Source organism: Mesorhizobium sp. C372A, assembly GCF_030323245.1.
Lineage (GTDB): Bacteria > Pseudomonadota > Alphaproteobacteria > Rhizobiales > Rhizobiaceae > Mesorhizobium.
Genome location: NZ_CP100475.1, coordinates 4192734 through 4208812, shown reverse-complemented (window position 1 = coordinate 4208812; position 16079 = coordinate 4192734). Strand labels below are relative to the sequence as shown.

Here is a 16079-nt window from a genome sequence, read left to right as displayed (position 1 = left end):
GCCCAGACGGCCAAACCCGCCCCGTCTGCTATGAAAACAGACACTGGAAGGCACATTATTCTGTCGAATCGACGCCTGTTGGCGGATTGGACGGTTGGTGTGATGTTTTTTACTTTTAAGACTTACACTTGTCGGTAAGATTCATACGGCGGCTAACGATTCTGAGGGCTGGGGTAGCTTTCACTGATGCTGACGACACCGGCGACACACGACCATCTGGCTGAAAGGGTCCGCAAGCTCTTCGGCACTTCGCCTTGTCGCCTGCAGGTTGCCGCTTTGCCATGGCGCAATAACGAAGACGGCGTCGAGATCATGCTGATCACCAGCCGAGACACCGGGCGTTGGGTGCTGCCGAAGGGCTGGCCCGAGGCCAGGGAGCCGCTCTGCGAGGCAGCGGCGCGCGAGGCGGGCGAGGAAGCCGGATTGCGTGGCAAAATTTCGCTTTTCGAGGCCGGTCGTTACTTCTACGCCAAGGCCCTCGCGTCCGGCGAGGAAGTCCCTTGCGAAGTGCTGGTGTTTCCGCTGCAGGTCGAGCACGTTGCCGACCGCTGGAAGGAAAAGCGCGCGCGCACCCGCAAATGGGTCAATGGGGCCGAGGCCGTACGCATGGTCAACGAGCCGGACCTCTGCCAGATCATCGCCCATTTCTGCGCCGATCCCGACAAGTTCGTCGTTAGAGCCTAGCTCACAGCCACCGCTGCATAGTCCTGCGCGCCCGCACCGGTTCTTGCCCCGATTCCGGGCTCGGTGCTTCGCTCCGCGCGCCAGCAATCCGACACTATAAATCCCTCCCCTTCAGGCCAAGCTTAGCCACAGCTTGACATGCAGGCATTTACCTGCATATTGTGTCTTCAAGATGAGTGAGACCGATGGACGCCGACAAGGTTTTCAAAGCGCTGGGCGACCCGACCCGCAGAATGCTGCTCGATCTTCTGTGTGAGAAGAACGGCCAGACGCTCGGCGAGCTTTGCGAAAATCTCGACATGGCGAGGCAATCCGCCACGCAGCACATCGATCTGCTGGAAGCGGCCAATCTGATCAGCACGGTCAAGCGTGGCCGCGAGAAGCTGCATTTCATCAACCCCGTGCCGCTGCACGAAGTCTACGAGCGGTGGGTGCGAAAATTCGAACGGCAGCGGCTGAGCCTGCTGCACGACCTGAAACAAGAACTCGAAGGAGACGACCAATGACCCGGGAAACCACCAGTTTTGTCTACGTGACCTACATCAGATCGACGCCACAAAAGGTGTTCGAAGCCATCACCAGGCCCGATATCGCCAAGCGCTACTGGGGCCACGAAAACGTCTCCGACTGGAAGCCCGGCTCGAAATGGGAACACATCCGCGCCAATGACGAACGGACCGTCGAACTCGTTGGCAAGGTCGTCGAAATCTCGCCGCCAACCCGGCTGGTCATGAGCTGGGCCAACGCCTCGCAGGCCGACGATCCGACCAAGCACAGCCAGGTGACGTTCGCCATCGAGGAATACGACACCATGGTCAAGCTGACCGTCAGCCATGACGAGCTCGAAGCCGGCAGCGGCATGGCCAAGGGCATCAGCCAGGGTTGGCCGGCCGTGCTGTCCAGCATGAAATCCTTCCTCGAAACCGGCACGGGCATCGACCTGTTCGCCAAGCCGAAATCGGCCTGAAGCAACCGCGGAGAACGATGATGACCAAGCACTTTACCGGCGGCTGCGCCTGCGGCGCGATCCGCTATGAGGCCAGCGGCGAGCCGATCTTTCAGAACCACTGCCAATGCCTCGATTGCCAAAAGCGCAGCGGTACTGGCCATTGTTCCTATGTGACCTTCGGCCGGCGCGCTGACGTAAAGATCACCGGCGAGCCGAGCACGTGGCGGATGATCGCCGACAGCGGCAATGAAAAAGCCCAGGCCTTTTGCCCGACCTGCGGCACGCCGGTCTACGTAACGTTCGTCGCCATGCCGGAGGTGACGGCTATCCAGGCCACGAGCCTCGATGATCCCGGCCAGTTCGACCCGCAGGCGGTCACCTACACCGTGCGCGGCCACGCCTGGGACACGATCGACCCAGCGCTTCAGCCATTCGAGCGAATGCCTGGATGAACCAGGCAGAGCCCTATCCCTCGGATAGGGCTCTGCGTTCAGCTCAGATCACCAGGCCCTTGGTCAGTTCCAGCGCCTGCCGCTCGAACAGGCGGCGGTAGATGCCGCCCTTCAGCCGGATCAGCTCGTCATGCGAGCCTTCCTCGACGATCTTGCCACGGTCGAACACGAGCAGCCTGTCCAGCGCTCGCACCGTCGACAGACGGTGCGCGATGACCAGCGTCGTGCGGCCAACCATCAGCCGCTCCATCGCCTGCTGGATCAGTACTTCCGATTCCGAATCGAGGCTCGATGTCGCCTCGTCCAGGATCAGGATGCGCGCATCCGCCAGGAAGGCGCGTGCGATCGCCACCCGCTGGCGCTCGCCGCCCGACAGTTTCACGCCGCGTTCACCGACCAGCGTGCCGTAGCCCTTCGGCAGGCTGGTGATGAAGTCGTGCGCGCTGGCGAGCTTGGCGGCATGCTCGATCTCGGCCTGCGTGGCGTCCGGACGGGCATAGGCGATGTTTTCCGCCAGCGAGCGGTGGAACAGGATGGGCTCCTGCTGGACGATGGCAATCTGCGCGCGCAGCGACGCCTGTGCAACCTGGGAGATGTCTTGGCCATCGACCAGGATCCTGCCGCCGCTGACATTATAGAGACGCTGGATCAGCTTCACGAAGGTCGTCTTGCCCGAGCCGGAATGGCCGACCAGTCCGACCCGCTCGCCCGCCGCTATCTCCACCGAAAAATCGCGGTAGAGCGGCAGGCGATGGCTGCCATAGTGGAAGCCATAGTGGAAGGTGACGTTATCGAAGGCGATGTGGCCATGCGTGATCCGGATCGGCTTGGCGCCGGGCCGGTCCTCGATGCCGAGCGGTTGCGACTGGAAATCGACCAGTTCCTCCATGTCGTTGACCGAACGCTGCAAATTGCGGATATGCGTGCCGATGTCCCTGAGGTAGCCCTGCAGCACGAAGAACGAGGTCAGCACGAAGGCGACATCGCCCGCACTTGCCTGGCCCCAGGCCCACAGCATCAGCGACAGGCCGATTACTGCCGTCCGCAGCACCAGCAACATGGCGCCTTGCGTCGTGCCGTTGATGGTGCCGCGCACCCAGGTGCGGCTGGTCCGCGCGCGCCATTTGGCGACGACCTTGGCAAGACGCGTCTCCTCGCGCGTCTCGGCACCGAAACCCTTGACCACGGCATTGCAGCTCACCGCATCGGCAAGCGAGCCGCCAAGCCGCGTATCCCAGCTGTTGGCGAGCCGTGCCGCGGGCGCGACATAGCCGAGCGACAGCAGCGCCGTCACCGTGATGAACAGCAGCGAGCCGACTGCCACGACCAGCCCCATCAGTGGCCAGAACCAGCCGAGCAGCAACGTCGAGCCGACCAGCATGGCGACCGACGGCAACAACGCAATCAGGATGGTGTCATTGAGCAGGTCGAGAGCCCACATGCCGCGCGTGACCTTGCGCACCGTCGATCCGGCAAAGCTATTGGCGTGCCAGTCGGTTGAGAAGCGTTGCACGCGATGGAACGCGTCGGCGGCGATGTCGGCCATCATCTTCAGCGTCAGCTCGACAATGCCCATGAAAGCCAGGTTGCGCAGCACCACGCCGGTCATCGCCAAAGCGATGAGCGCGAAGAACGCCGCCATTGCCGCATTCCACGCGACATCGTCAGCCAACGCACTGCTGGCGACGGCGTCGACCAGCCGGCCGGAATAGAGCGGCGTCAACACGTCCGCTATGGTCGACAGCAGGAAGCTGCCCATGATCAGCGAAAGCCGCCACGGCTGGCGCCGCCAGTGGCTGAGCGTGAAGCCAAGAACGCTGCGAAAGGCGCTTGCACGCAGATCGATTCGAAAACGAGCCATGATGTCATCCGGGCGCAAATCTGCCCGGTCCCGGTAAGGTCTGAAAATTGAAAACCGCGCTGGGCAATTCGCCCGGGGCTGCGGAGGTTCGGCATGGGTGGCGGCGCGCCCCGGGTTGTCGGGTGGCGACCGGCATCGGCAGAAGCCTGTACTCGACCCGGCATCGGTGCGAAGGGCAAACCTTCGCCGGACGCCAGGTGAGACCTAGGCTTCGCGGCCTCGCATTACCATGTGAAATACTGCCATTCAGACCTCCCGCAAGACACTTGCGGAGCGGTCCTTATAGAGACGCCATGAAGGATCGCCAAGGCCGGGCACGTGGCAAAGCGTAACTGGTCCAACCAGTGAGGTTATTTTGCAACAACAGCGGGTCAACCCCTCGCTATGCCTCATTCCGGGTTGCGATCGAGGCGCATGTAGCGGCCGTCGGTCGATGCCTTGAAGCCCAGCTTCTCATAAAGGCCATGCGCGTCACTGGTCGACAGGCTCCAGTGCGAGACCGTGTTGAGTTCAGGGTGGTTGATGAGCGCCCGCACCAGTTGCGTGCCAATGCCTTGGCCGCGATGCTGCGGCCAGATGATGATGTCGGCGAGATAGGCAAACACCGTACGGTCGGTGATGGCCCGGCCAAAACCGACTTGGTTCCTATCGATATAGGCCGCGGTGCAGAACGAGTTGCCAAAGGCGCGGCGATGAAAGTCATCGCTGCGGCCGGCGCCCCAATAACTCGCCATCAACAGATCGGAGGTCGCCCGGAAATCGATCCGTGACATGTCGAAGCTGATTTCACAGTCGGGCATGGTGCCTCGCAAAGAATGGAGGGCGGCCGAATTCAGTCCGGCCGGTGATTTGGCTGCCCACGTGGCGCGCTTATGGCACCACGAGATAGGCCTTCTGGTCGGCGATCGCGATGGTCACGTGGGTGCCGGAATTGAACTCGACGAAATCGAGCTCCATCCCGTCGCTGAAGATGACGCCGCCCCTGCTCTGCCGCGAAGAAACCACCAGCGGCCGGTCGCGGGTGATGACGCCATGCACAAGCGACACGCCGGTCGTGTTGCTCGGAAACGGTTCGCGCACCGAAAAGAACAGCTGTTCGGCTTCGCGGTCATAGCCTTGCGGCGGCACGGTCGGCACGGAGTTGTCACCATAGGCCGCGGCCAGTCCCGCGGCGCCCGCCATCACCGAGCGCAGCCAGCCGGTAGAGCCGGCGCCCGTGGAGATGATAATGCCGCTCGACGACTGGCGCTCGGTCCTGCCGCCATAGGTCAATTCGTAGCGCGCCGAGACATGCGTCGAGGCGCCAACGAACAGATCGTTGAAGGCGATCAGCCGGCGTCCGTCATTGGAGCGCGCTTCGGCCATCACCACCGCCTGGCGCTTCGCCTTGCCGGCGATCGTCAGGCCGAGGACCTTTTCGGTATCGTCGGCATTCCACGGCAGCAACACGCCGTCGAAAAGCGCCGGGTCCGGGTTGATGCCGATCAGCGGCTGGTACGGGAGGTACTTCGCGGTGTTGGACACCAGCCCGTCCTGACCGAGCGCGATCACCGCGTCGGAGCCGAATTCGAACTGCGGTACCAGTTCGCGGTCGAGCCGCAACTGTTTGAGGCCTTGGGGAAGCGAACCCATCACCCGGTCGAGCGCCTGGTGATAGACGTCATGCGCCGCCTTGACCGGGTCGAAATCCATGCCGGCCTGCCGGAGATAAAAGCGCGCCTGTCCCTGCGTGTTGAAGCGCGTCGTCAGCTCCTCCAGCTCGGTCTTGCGGGTGACGACGATCACCCGGTCGATCGGCCTGCCGCTCTGGTCGCTTGCCACCCGTGCTTGCCTTTCAGGACCCGGCTTTCGGCGTGGAAAGCTGGCTGAGCGCGCTGGTGAGCATGTCAGGCGTGATCGACAGATTGCCGACCGAACCGCCCTTTTCCGCCCAGGCCTTGAAGGCCATCGCCGTCAGCACGTGGGCGGGCGCCGACGAATAGACGGTCAGTTCCAGCTGCTGCGCCTTGGCTTCCGCCTCGGCAAGCGTCAGCTTGTTGCGCGCTTCGGTGTCGACCAGCAGCTTGTTGCGTTCGGCAAGCTCGATTTCGGTCGCCAGTTCGCTCTGCTTGATCTCGCGCTCCTTCTCCACGCCCCAGGCACGGCGCCCATAGATCGCGGCATCGGCCTGGCGCTGCAGCGCCTCGCGATATTCGGTCTGGAGCGCCTTGCGGATCTCCGGCGTCGGCTGGACCGAGGTGATGTGGACCTCCTCGATCGACAGGCCGGCGGTTGCCGCAATCGGATCGTTGCGCAGGAGTTCGGCGAGATTGCCGCCGAGCTTGGTCACCTCGGCCAGCGCCTGCTCCAGCGTCATGCTCGAAACCACCGCGCGGGCGCGGCTCTGTATCGCCAGCACCAGGCGCTCGGCGATCTTCTCCCGGCCGTCGCCGACGACGTCGGCACGGCTGAGCTTGGCGCTGAAATCAAAACCTTCGGCTGCCTTGAGTGGATCGATGATGCGGTAGCTGACCGACCCCTGGATTGCCAGATCCTGGAAATTCGCCGTCGTCTCGGTGAAGATGAAGGGGTTATCGAGCGACGTCACCGGCACCATCGCTATCGTGGTGCCGAACGTGCCGTACCAGAAGGAGATGCCGCGCCCCTGCTCCCTGATCTTGCCGTTCTTGAAGCGCAGGATGTGATACTCAGGCGTTCCCTTGAAATAGCTGATAAACATGCGCCCCCCAAGGTTCATCAATTTAATCAGATGTTTAGCCGCGATCCCTGAAACGGTTGGTGATGGGATAGCGGCGGTCGCGTCCAAAATTCTTACGGGTGATCTTCACACCCGGCGCCGCTTGCCGGCGTTTGTACTCGGCAATGTAGAGCAAATGTTCGACGCGCGTCACCGTCGCCCGATCGTGGCCGCGCGCGACGATGTCGTCGACGCCCATTTCGTTCTCGACCAGGCATTCCAGAATGTCGTCCAGCACCGGATAGGGCGGCAGCGAATCCTGGTCGGTCTGGTTCTCGCGCAATTCCGCCGACGGCGCCTTGTCGATGATATTCCTGGGGATCACCTCGCCTGAGGGACCGAGCGCGCCCGGCGGCACATGGCTGTTGCGCCAGCGCGACAGCGCATAGACCTGCATCTTGTAGAGGTCTTTTATCGGGTTGAAGCCGCCATTCATGTCGCCATAAAGCGTGGCGTAGCCCACCGACATCTCGCTCTTGTTGCCCGTGGTGACGACCATCGAGCCGAACTTGTTGGAAATCGCCATCAGGATCGTGCCGCGCGCGCGGCTCTGCAAATTTTCCTCGGTAATGCCTTCCTTGGTGCCCTCGAAAAGCTGCGTCAGCGTATGCAGAAAACCCTCGACCGGTTCGAAGATCGGCACGATGTCATAGCGGCAGCCAAGCGCACGGGCGCAATCCTCGGCATCCTTCAGCGAATCCTCCGAGGTATAGCGGTAGGGCATCATCACCGCCCGCAGCCGCTCCTCGCCAAGTGCGTCGACGGCAAGGGCCGCGCAGATCGCCGAATCGATGCCGCCGGAGAGACCCAGCACCACGTTCTTGAAGCCGTTCTTGTTGACGTAGTCGCGCAGGCCGAGCATGCAGGCGCGGTAGTCCGCCTCTTCGCGCTCGGGGATTTTCGACATCGGCCCTTCCGAGCAGACCCAGCCGTCGAACTCTTCTGCGTTTTGCGCGCCTGCGGCGACGCGGTTGCGCTTCCAGGTGGTGACGTCGACAGTTTCCTCGAACTGGCTCATCTGGAAGGCAAGCGTCTTGTCGGCGCCTATGGCAAAAGAGGCGCCGTCGAAGATCAGCTCATCCTGGCCGCCGATCTGATTGGCATAGATCATCGGCAAACCGGTCTCGATGACCTGGCGGATAACGACCTGATGGCGCACGTCCATCTTGGCGCGGTAGTAGGGCGAGCCGTTCGGCACCAGCAGGATTTCCGCGCCGCTTTCGGCCAGGGTTTCACAGATGCCGACGTCGCCCCAGATGTCCTCGCAGATCGGAATTCCGATGCGCACACCGCGGAAATTGACGGGTCCCTGAGCCTCGGGGCCGGCCTGAAAGACGCGCTTCTCGTCGAACTCGCCATAGTTTGGCAAATCGAGCTTGTAGCGCTCGGCGAGGATCTTGCCGCCATCGGCGATGATGATCGAATTGTGGGTGCCGCTCTTGCGCTTCAGCGGCGTGCCGATGATGACGCCCGGCCCGCCATCGGCGGTATCTCCGGCGAAGTCTTGCGCGGCCTTCTCGCAAACCTTGAGGAAGGCCGGCTTCAGCACCAGGTCCTCCGGCGGGTAACCGGCAAGGAAAAGCTCGGTGTAGAGCACGATGTCGGCGCCCTGGCGGGCGGCATCGGCCCTCGCCTCGCGCGCCTTGGCAAGGTTGCCGGCGACATCGCCGACCGTCGGGTTGAGCTGGGCAACGGCGATGCGCAGAATATCGGGTGCGGTCTTCTGGGTCATGCCTGCGGTTTAGCGCGGCAAATTTGCCCGGGCAATGGCGTTCGTTTGGACCAATTCGGTGATCAGTCATCGCCCATATATTCCCGCAGCGATTGCGGCGAATGGTTCTCTCCGATCGACATCGCCAGAATGCGCGAGATGTGCCGGCGCGGCAGGCCGGTTTCCTGCGCCCATTTGTTGATCTGCGCCTGAATCCTGTCGAGATCCCTCTTCGACGTCGGACTTTCGGCGATGTCGAGGCCGGCGTCACGCAAAGCCGCGACCATATCGGCCGAGATGACGAAGGCGTCCCATTGCAGCCAACGCAGGAAATACTGGCCGGTGTTGCCGCCAAGCCGGCTGCCATGCTTGCCGAGATACGCCATCAGCCCGACCTGGTCGTCGTCAGGCCACTCCGCGAGGAATTTGCCGAAACCGCCATGTTCCTTCGACACACGCTCAACGAAGGCGGCGTTGTCGCGGACGGATTTGATCTTCTGCGGGTTGCGCACAATGCGTTGATCAGCCGTCAGGTCATGCCAGAAGTCATCAGGTTGAAACAACAGCCGTTTCGGCTCGAAATGGAGAAAGGCTTCCTCGAAGCCCGGCCATTTCTGTTCGATGACGCGCCAGACGAAGCCGGCGGCAAACACCCGCTCGGCCATCGTCGACAGGATGCGATCGTCCGTAATGTCGGCAACAGCAGCATTGTCAGGCGCCGGCCCGAGCAGCGAGGTCAGCACGGCGTCGCCGCCTTTGCGTTTTGCAGCACGGGCGCGAATCTTCGCGAAATCGGGCATCCTGCATCCTCGCGCCGCGCTTTTGACGAAACGCCATCTTCCTATATGCAAACGAGGCTGCCAAGCCGATGCTTTTCCTATGGAGACATCCATGCACAAGACCGTGCCAGAACTGGCCAACCGCTGGCTGAGGCGAACGCCGGAGGGCCTCAGCGAGCTCGAGCGGCGGGTGTTGCAGAGCACTGTCGACCGCAAGCCCATCTCGCAGGATATCAACGACAGCCTCACCGGCCTTCAGGGCGCCGGCGACCGGATCGCCGATGCCATTGCCCGCATCGGCGGCTCGTGGACGTTCATCCTGTCCTTCATTGCTTTCCTGGTGCTGTGGATCGGCGCCAATTGGTGGCTGCTCGGGCGAGACTCATTCGACCCCTACCCCTTCATCTTCCTCAATCTCGTGCTGTCGATGATCGCCGCCCTGCAGGCGCCGGTGATCATGATGTCGCAGAACCGCCAGGCCGCACGCGACCGCATCGACGCCGCGCATGACTATGAGGTCAACCTCAAGGCCGAGATCGAGATCATGGCTCTGCATGAAAAGCTGGACGAACTGCGCCACAGCCAGATCATCGGCGTGCGCGAGGACATCGCGCGCCTGGCCGAACAGGTGAACCGCATAGACGAAAAAGTGTCGGGCCGGCAAACCTCTCAATGACCGGGATCGTCCATCACCTCATCGAGCAATATGGGTTGATCGCGGTTTTCCTGGGCTGTGTCGCCGAAGGCGAAAGTGCGGCCATCCTCGGCGGCTTCTTCGCCCATCAGCATGTCTTCATCCTCTGGAAGGCTTTCCTCGCGGCCGCCATTGGCGCCTTCGTCGGCGACACGTTTTTCTTCATTCTCGGCCGCAGCTTTGCCGACCATCCCAGGGTGCTGAAACTGAAGGCGAGGCCCGGCTTCAACCACGCCTACCGTCTCGTCTCGTCCCATCCCAACATATTCGTCCTGTCCAACCGCTACATCTATGGCCTGCGCCTGGTCGGCGGCATCGCGGCCGGTTTCGCCAGCATTTCGGTAGCGCGCTTCGTTATCCTCAACGCGGTGTCGTCGCTGGTCTGGGCGGCTTTGTTCTGCGGCATCGGCTACGTCTTCGGCCTCGGCGCCGAGCAGATGATAGGCAAGGCACTGCTCCATCACGAACGGCTGCTGATCGCGCTTGCCATAGGTCTGGGTGTCGCCATCCTTGCCTGGCTCATCGCCCGCACCATCGCCGGTAAGGAGCGCGCCAAGGACGCCCGCGACAGCGAAACCACATCGTAAGGTTCAGTCGTCGTCCTCGACCAGAGCCCGGTCGCCGCGATCGAGGATCAGCGGGATGATGAGATCTTCCTCGTCGGCCAGATGCCGCTTCAGCATGGCGATCAGCCGGCTGTTCTCGTCCGCATAGGCGTCGGCGGCGAAGCGCTGCCTGTCCTCGCTCTCCTCGAGCGTGCGGATGAAGGCGTTCGCCGTCTCGGCGTTGCGCTCCAGCCCCTCATGAATGGTGTGATGGTCGGCATCGAGGATTTCGAAGCCGCGCTTCAGGCGCGGCTCCGCCTTGGCGAAAGCCGGGAAATATTGGTAGTCCTCGACATTGTGGTGGCCGTCGAGATTGCCGAGAAAGTGGTTCAGCCGCGGCGCGAACCAGCGCGCGAAATCCGGCGCCGTCAGCCTGCCTTCGCGATAGTCGCCAATGCCGTTGGTGAGCATGCCGCCCAGCTCTCGGAACATGTCGTGCCGCTGCAGCCACATGTTTGCCATGCCGTGGATGTTGGCGTGGCCCTGCCATGTCTCGCGCGGATATTTTTCCGCCAGCCAGCGCAGGTCTTCCGGCAGGCCGGCTCTTTCAAGCAGCAGAAAATTGGCTTCCACGACGTCAGTCTCCTTTGGTGACTAACATATGGGAGCGTTCAGATCAGATCGGTAGTCCCGTGATGCGCTCGATGAGGGAGATTCCCCAGACGCCGGCGACGATAACAACCGAAATCAGCACCGCCAGCGAGCCGCAGTCCTTGGCGAGCTGGATGTCGACGTTGAACTCGCGACTGAAGGCATCGCAGGCTGCCTCGATGCCGGTGTTCAGCACTTCGACCATGATGAGCAGCAGCACCGCGCCGATCAACAGCGCGTAGCCGCGCCACGAGACCGAGACGAACCAGCCGAGCGGCAGCGCCAGCACCAGCAGCATCAGTTCCTGCTGAAATGCCCTTTCGCTGGCGGCGAGCTTGCGAAAGGCTCGCACAGAATTGAAGTAAGCACCGATCAGCCGCTGCATGCCGCATCCCCTTCGAATCACCGGCAGGGGATATCGCAATGGCTGGATCAAGGGAATAAGGCAGCCGCCGCAAAATCACTCCTCCGCAACCTTGATCGTCGGCGTCGACTTCTCGAACTGCGGCAGTCCATCGTCGATCGTATAGTAATCGCCCTTGTCGCCGACAAAGATGTGGCATTGGCCTTCGAGCCCGGTCGGGTTGTCGAACGATCCGGCCAGAACTGAGACATAGGCATCCTGACCCGGCTTCCAGAACAGCACCGAGCCGCAGATCTTGCAAAAGCCGCGCTTGGCAAAGGAAGACGATTCGTACCAGCTGATGTTGTCGGCGCCGGTTATCGTGATGTCGCCGTCGGCGACGTTGGTCGCGGCGTAAAAATGCCCGCTCTGCTTGCGGCACTGCGAACAGTGGCAATAAATGACGCCGCGCAACGGCCCTCGCGTCTGGAAACGCACGGCTCCACACAGGCAAGATCCGCTGTGGTTGTTGCTCATCCCTACCTCCACCAGCCATTGTCCACGGCTTCGCCGCTGGCCGAGAGGATTTCAGTTTTGCCGCAGCCGGGCACCGGCAAATGCGACATGGGGTGGGCGTGTTCGGACCTGACCTCAGGATCTTTGCAAACCATTTCTGCAGCCTGCGGTAGAACGGACGCGTTACCTGGCGGCAAATTAAGGAAACTTTAGCGCCGGCGCATCTATGGTCGTTGCCAAGCGAATGTCGCGATTGGGGACGTGTCTTTCGCAGGATGATCCGAAATACGGCTGGCACTCTCCGGTCGGCGGCATCTCGCACGGTCTGCGATGGTTCCCAGAGGCAGAGTGAACAGAACATGCAGCCGGCAGCCGTCCAGACCGACCGAAACAGCGACATTGCAACAGCCGTTGTGGCGACCATGCGTCAGCTCGGCGTGCTTGGCCTGCCGCGCAATTACGAAATCTTCTACGAAGCACTGAAAGGCACCAATCGCGAACTCGGCCTGGCCGTCGTCGCGCTGGGCAACCAGCCGACGCAGGACGATCTCGACCGCATCGGCCGCGCTTTCTTTGCCCAGCATCACGGTCCCGGCATTGTCGAGCAGGCGCGCGACGTGCTGGCCAGGGAACTCGAGGACATCGCCTTGCTGCTGCGCAGCGAACGTAGCCATATCGAGAAATACGGCAAGATCCTCGATGAGACATCGAGTGGCCTCGCCAACCGCAGCCTGCTTTCGCAGGATCTGCTGCAGAAGGTCGCCAGCGCCATGGCGGCGGCCACCAACTCGACCCTCGACCACGGCAAGCAGGTTGCAACCACGCTGAGCGACAAGACGGCGGAACTGGAGAGCGTCAAGTCGAAGCTTGAGGAGTACAAGCGGCTCGCCGACACCGACCCCTTGACCCATATCTGGAACCGCCGCGCCTTCGACAAGCAAATCACGGCGATTTACACCTCCAACAAGGGGATCCTGTTCAACGCCCTGATCCTTGCCGACATCGACCATTTCAAGGGTGTCAACGATCGCTACGGCCACCCGGTCGGCGACAAGATCATCCAGATCGTCGCCGACATCTTCCAGACCAGCATCCGTGAAGACATGTTCGTTGCCCGCACCGGCGGCGAGGAATTCGCGCTGATCGTCGAGGGCGCCAGCGAGGATACCACTTACGAGATCGCCGAACGCATCCGCGTGCTGATCGAACAGACGCCGTTCACCAGCAGCCAGACCGGCGCCAATTACGGCACAGTGACCGTTTCCATGGGCATCTGCATGGCTTCCGAAGCGGAAAGCCCGGAGGATCTTTACACCAAGGCGGACCGGGCGCTCTACCGCTCCAAGGTTGGCGGGCGCAACCGCGTCACCCGGCACTCGACAATGGCCGGCCGCACCGGCAAGAACTGGCTGCTATACAAGAAAGACTGACGCTTCGGCGTGCAGCTAATTCCCGGGCACAGGCAAATTTATCGGATCCCGCCTCTTTCCATATGAATTTCCGTGGACTATATTTTCCATGGAAAGAGAGAGGCCATGTCTGTTACACAACCCAATGCTGCCCCTGATCTCACCGCGACGGCGGCCGAAAACGCGGTTCTGACCAAGGCCACGCTGCGTGCCGCCGAACTCCTGGATATAACCGCCAGGGTGCTTGCGTCGATCATCGGCGTCTCGGAAGCCACGGTTTCACGCATGCGCAGGCAGGAATTCCTGCTGGAGCGCGGCACCAAGCCGTTCGAACTCGCGGTGCTGTTCGTGCGGCTGTTCCGTTCGCTCGATGCCATTGTCGGCGGTGACGAGACGATAGCCCGGGCATGGCTGAAGAACGCCAACACGGCTTTCGATGGCAGCCCGCTTGAAAAGATCCTCACCATTACCGGGCTTGTCGATGTCATTGCCTATCTGGACTCCCGACGCGCTCTCGTCTGAAGCCGTCCGGCTCGACGGCAAATACTGGCGCATGGTCGAGGCGCAGCACCGCGTCTCGACGCTGAAGATCGTCGACACGCTGGACGAACAGGCGCTGCTCGAGGATCTGATCGAGGAGACCAAGCCGCAGATCCCCATGGAATGCCGGCATCTCCACTATCTCTTGGCGACGCCCTTCCGCTACGGCTCGATCTATCCCTACGGCTCGCGCTTCCGCCGCGCCGGCCGCACCCTGGGCGTCTACTATGCGGCGGAGACGATCATGACGGCGGTCGCCGAAATGGCCTTCTACCGCCTGCTGTTCTTCGCCGATTCGCCCGACACGCCATGGCCGCGCGACGCCGCCGAATACACCGCCTTCGCCGCCGCGATCCATACCGACAATGCCATCGACCTGACGCGGCCGCCGCTCGACCGCGATCGGGCCCATTGGACGCATCCGACCGACTATGCCGCCAGCCAGGCGATTGCCGATGTCGCGCGTGAGGCTGGGCTGGAGGCGATCCGTTACCGTTCGGCGCGCGACCCGAAGGGCGTCAATGTGGCGCTGCTGACATGCCGCGGCTTTACCAAGGCCAAGCCGCTGGAGCCGCACACATGGCGCATCCGGCTAGGCTCCCTCGGCGTCCAGGGGATCTGCGAATTTCCGGAAAGGCGCATCGAGTTTTCCAGAACCGCCTTCGCCAATGATCCCCGGCTCAACGGATTGCGCTGGGAACGCGGGCGTTGATCAAACGAAAAAGCGCCGGATTTCTCTGGCGCTTATCATTTCAATTCTGAAAACGGGTTCAGCCGTTAGCCACCTGCTTGTGCTGCACCGGATGGCTCTTCTTCAAGAGATCCGACACCAGGAACGCCAGCTCGATCGCCTGGTCGGCGTTGAGGCGCGGGTCGCAATGGGTGTGATAGCGGTCCTGCAGCTCCTCGGCGGTGATGGCGCGGGCGCCGCCGGTGCATTCGGTGACGTTCTTGCCGGTCATCTCGACATGGATGCCGCCGGGGTGCGTGCCTTCGGCGCGATGCACCTCGAAGAAGGTCTGCACTTCCTTGAGGATGCGGTCGAACGGCCGCGTCTTGTAGCCGGCAGCCTCGATCGTATTGCCGTGCATCGGGTCGGACGACCACATGACGCTGCGACCTTCCTTCTGCACCGCGCGCACCAGCTTCGGCAGATGGTCGGCGACCTTGTCGGAGCCGAAGCGGGCGATCAGCGTCAGCCGGCCCGGCTCGTTCTCCGGATTGAGCAGGTCGATGAGCTCCAGCAAGCCGTCCGCTGTCAGCGACGGACCGCATTTGAGGCCGAGCGGGTTCTTGATGCCGCGGCAATATTCGACATGCGCATGATCGGGCTGGCGGGTACGGTCGCCGATCCAGATCATGTGGCCCGACGTTGCGTACCAGTCGCCCGAGGTCGAATCGACGCGGGTCAGTGCTTCTTCATAGCCAAGCAGCAGCGCTTCGTGGCTGGTGTAGAAGTCGGTCTCGCGCAGCGCGTAATTGGTCTCGGAGGTGATGCCGACGGCCTTCATGAAGTCCATCGTCTCGGTGATGCGGTTGGCGAGCATGCCATACTTCTCGCCTTGCGGGCTGTCGGAGACGAAGCCCAGCATCCAGCGATGCACATTCTCCAGGCTGGCGTAGCCGCCTTGGGCGAAGGCACGCAGCAGGTTAAGCGTCGCCGCCGACTGGCGGTAGGCCATTTCCTGGCGGGCCGGGTCGGGAATACGCGACTTGGGGTCGAACTCGATGCCGTTGATGATGTCGCCACGGTAGCTTGGCAGCGTCACCTCGCCCTTGGTCTCATTGTCGGACGAGCGCGGCTTGGCGAACTGGCCGGCGACACGGCCGACCTTCACCACCGGCTGCGCGCCGGCAAAGGTCAGCACCACCGACATCTGCAGGAAGACGCGGAAGAAGTCGCGGATGTTGTCGGCGCCATGTTCGGCGAAACTCTCGGCGCAATCGCCGCCCTGCAGAAGGAATGCGTCGCCGGCAGCGACAGCCGCAAGCTGCTTCTTCAGCTTGCGCGCCTCACCGGCAAAAACCAGCGGCGGAAAGGTGGCGAGCTGGGCTTCCGTGTTCTTCAGCGCGGCGAGGTCCGGATAGGCAGGAACCTGCTTGATCGGCTTTGCTCTCCAAGAATTCGGCGACCATTTCGTCATCGCTGCACCCAAACGCTCTTTCCAGCAGGCTTTTGCCCGCCATTCCCGCCCCATATGGGGATGG

At 62.3% G+C, this 16079-nt stretch carries 19 protein-coding genes; 9 read left to right on the top strand and 10 right to left on the bottom strand.

Translation table 11 applies throughout. The features are described 5' to 3' along the window. The first annotated feature begins 186 nt into the window (after positions 1 to 186). The 4 genes from NLY42_RS19955 (at position 187) to NLY42_RS19940 (ending at position 2085) form a co-directional block, all read left to right on the top strand. Positions 187 to 684 carry an NUDIX hydrolase gene (locus NLY42_RS19955; RefSeq protein ID WP_023667541.1) on the top strand — a complete coding sequence of 166 codons (498 nt, stop codon included), beginning with the start codon at positions 187 to 189 and terminating at the stop codon, positions 682 to 684. Between the two features lie 185 nt (positions 685 to 869). Beyond that, complete coding sequence (locus NLY42_RS19950; RefSeq protein ID WP_023681541.1) at positions 870 to 1190, top strand: ArsR/SmtB family transcription factor; 321 nt, start codon at positions 870 to 872, stop codon at positions 1188 to 1190. Further along, the gene (locus tag NLY42_RS19945; protein ID WP_023688339.1) at positions 1187 to 1651 is read left to right on the top strand and encodes an SRPBCC family protein; all 465 of its coding nucleotides are present in this window, start codon (positions 1187 to 1189) and stop codon (positions 1649 to 1651) included. Before NLY42_RS19950 ends, NLY42_RS19945 begins: the two co-directional genes overlap by 4 nt. Before the next feature lie 20 nt (positions 1652 to 1671). Continuing rightward, positions 1672 to 2085 carry a GFA family protein gene (locus NLY42_RS19940; RefSeq protein WP_023725741.1) on the top strand — a complete coding sequence of 138 codons (414 nt, stop codon included), beginning with the start codon at positions 1672 to 1674 and terminating at the stop codon, positions 2083 to 2085. Between the two features lie 43 nt (positions 2086 to 2128). On the opposite strand, the gene NLY42_RS19935 is transcribed toward NLY42_RS19940, so the two are convergent. The 6 genes from NLY42_RS19935 to NLY42_RS19910 form a co-directional block, all read right to left on the bottom strand. Next, positions 2129 to 3946: an ABC transporter ATP-binding protein gene (locus NLY42_RS19935; protein WP_023725740.1), complete on the bottom strand. Its 1818-nt coding sequence runs from the start codon at positions 3944 to 3946 to the stop codon at positions 2129 to 2131. Between the two features lie 389 nt (positions 3947 to 4335). Further along, on the bottom strand, positions 4336 to 4746 hold the full coding sequence (locus NLY42_RS19930; protein WP_023681545.1) for a GNAT family N-acetyltransferase: 411 nt from the start codon (positions 4744 to 4746) through the stop codon (positions 4336 to 4338). 70 nt (positions 4747 to 4816) lie between these two features. Next, positions 4817 to 5767 (bottom strand): diacylglycerol kinase catalytic domain-containing protein, encoded by a 951-nt coding sequence (locus NLY42_RS19925; RefSeq protein WP_081731269.1) that lies wholly within the window; start codon positions 5765 to 5767, stop codon positions 4817 to 4819. A 13-nt stretch (positions 5768 to 5780) separates the two neighbouring features. After that, positions 5781 to 6665: an SPFH domain-containing protein gene (locus NLY42_RS19920; RefSeq protein WP_023695413.1), complete on the bottom strand. Its 885-nt coding sequence runs from the start codon at positions 6663 to 6665 to the stop codon at positions 5781 to 5783. Positions 6666 to 6699: 34 nt separating this feature from the next. Then, positions 6700 to 8415, bottom strand: coding sequence for an NAD+ synthase (locus NLY42_RS19915; protein ID WP_023725738.1), 1716 nt, complete (start codon positions 8413 to 8415; stop codon positions 6700 to 6702). A 62-nt stretch (positions 8416 to 8477) separates the two neighbouring features. Then, positions 8478 to 9194 carry a DNA-3-methyladenine glycosylase I gene (locus tag NLY42_RS19910; protein ID WP_023695415.1) on the bottom strand — a complete coding sequence of 239 codons (717 nt, stop codon included), beginning with the start codon at positions 9192 to 9194 and terminating at the stop codon, positions 8478 to 8480. 91 nt (positions 9195 to 9285) lie between these two features. On the opposite strand from NLY42_RS19910, the gene NLY42_RS19905 reads away from it, so the two are divergent. After that, positions 9286 to 9849: a DUF1003 domain-containing protein gene (locus NLY42_RS19905; RefSeq protein WP_023688332.1), complete on the top strand. Its 564-nt coding sequence runs from the start codon at positions 9286 to 9288 to the stop codon at positions 9847 to 9849. Further along, a complete protein-coding gene (locus tag NLY42_RS19900; RefSeq protein WP_023753306.1) occupies positions 9846 to 10454 on the top strand; it encodes a DedA family protein in 609 nt (202 codons plus the stop codon). Before NLY42_RS19905 ends, NLY42_RS19900 begins: the two co-directional genes overlap by 4 nt. Positions 10455 to 10457: 3 nt before the next feature. Here NLY42_RS19900 and NLY42_RS19895 read toward each other — a convergent pair whose 3' ends face one another. From NLY42_RS19895 to NLY42_RS19885, 3 genes are all read right to left on the bottom strand, one after another. Then, complete coding sequence (locus NLY42_RS19895) at positions 10458 to 11045, bottom strand: hemerythrin domain-containing protein (RefSeq protein WP_023667553.1); 588 nt, start codon at positions 11043 to 11045, stop codon at positions 10458 to 10460. 43 nt (positions 11046 to 11088) lie between these two features. Beyond that, positions 11089 to 11448: a diacylglycerol kinase gene (locus NLY42_RS19890; protein WP_023753307.1), complete on the bottom strand. Its 360-nt coding sequence runs from the start codon at positions 11446 to 11448 to the stop codon at positions 11089 to 11091. 75 nt (positions 11449 to 11523) lie between these two features. Continuing rightward, positions 11524 to 11943, bottom strand: a complete 420-nt coding sequence (locus NLY42_RS19885; RefSeq protein WP_023667555.1) for a GFA family protein — start codon at positions 11941 to 11943, stop codon at positions 11524 to 11526. Positions 11944 to 12281: 338 nt separating this feature from the next. Between NLY42_RS19885 and NLY42_RS19880 the strand changes: the two genes are divergently transcribed. The 3 genes from NLY42_RS19880 (at position 12282) to NLY42_RS19870 (ending at position 14583) form a co-directional block, all read left to right on the top strand. Further along, a complete protein-coding gene (locus NLY42_RS19880) occupies positions 12282 to 13352 on the top strand; it encodes a GGDEF domain-containing protein (RefSeq protein WP_023695418.1) in 1071 nt (356 codons plus the stop codon). Positions 13353 to 13457: 105 nt separating this feature from the next. Continuing rightward, complete coding sequence (locus NLY42_RS19875) at positions 13458 to 13853, top strand: MbcA/ParS/Xre antitoxin family protein (RefSeq protein ID WP_023667557.1); 396 nt, start codon at positions 13458 to 13460, stop codon at positions 13851 to 13853. Then, positions 13813 to 14583 carry an RES family NAD+ phosphorylase gene (locus NLY42_RS19870; protein WP_023744821.1) on the top strand — a complete coding sequence of 257 codons (771 nt, stop codon included), beginning with the start codon at positions 13813 to 13815 and terminating at the stop codon, positions 14581 to 14583. The genes NLY42_RS19875 and NLY42_RS19870 overlap by 41 nt, the downstream gene beginning before the upstream one ends. A 58-nt stretch (positions 14584 to 14641) precedes the next feature. Here NLY42_RS19870 and NLY42_RS19865 read toward each other — a convergent pair whose 3' ends face one another. Further along, positions 14642 to 16015, bottom strand: coding sequence for a class II 3-deoxy-7-phosphoheptulonate synthase (locus tag NLY42_RS19865; protein WP_023753308.1), 1374 nt, complete (start codon positions 16013 to 16015; stop codon positions 14642 to 14644). Positions 16016 to 16079 lie beyond the last annotated feature (64 nt).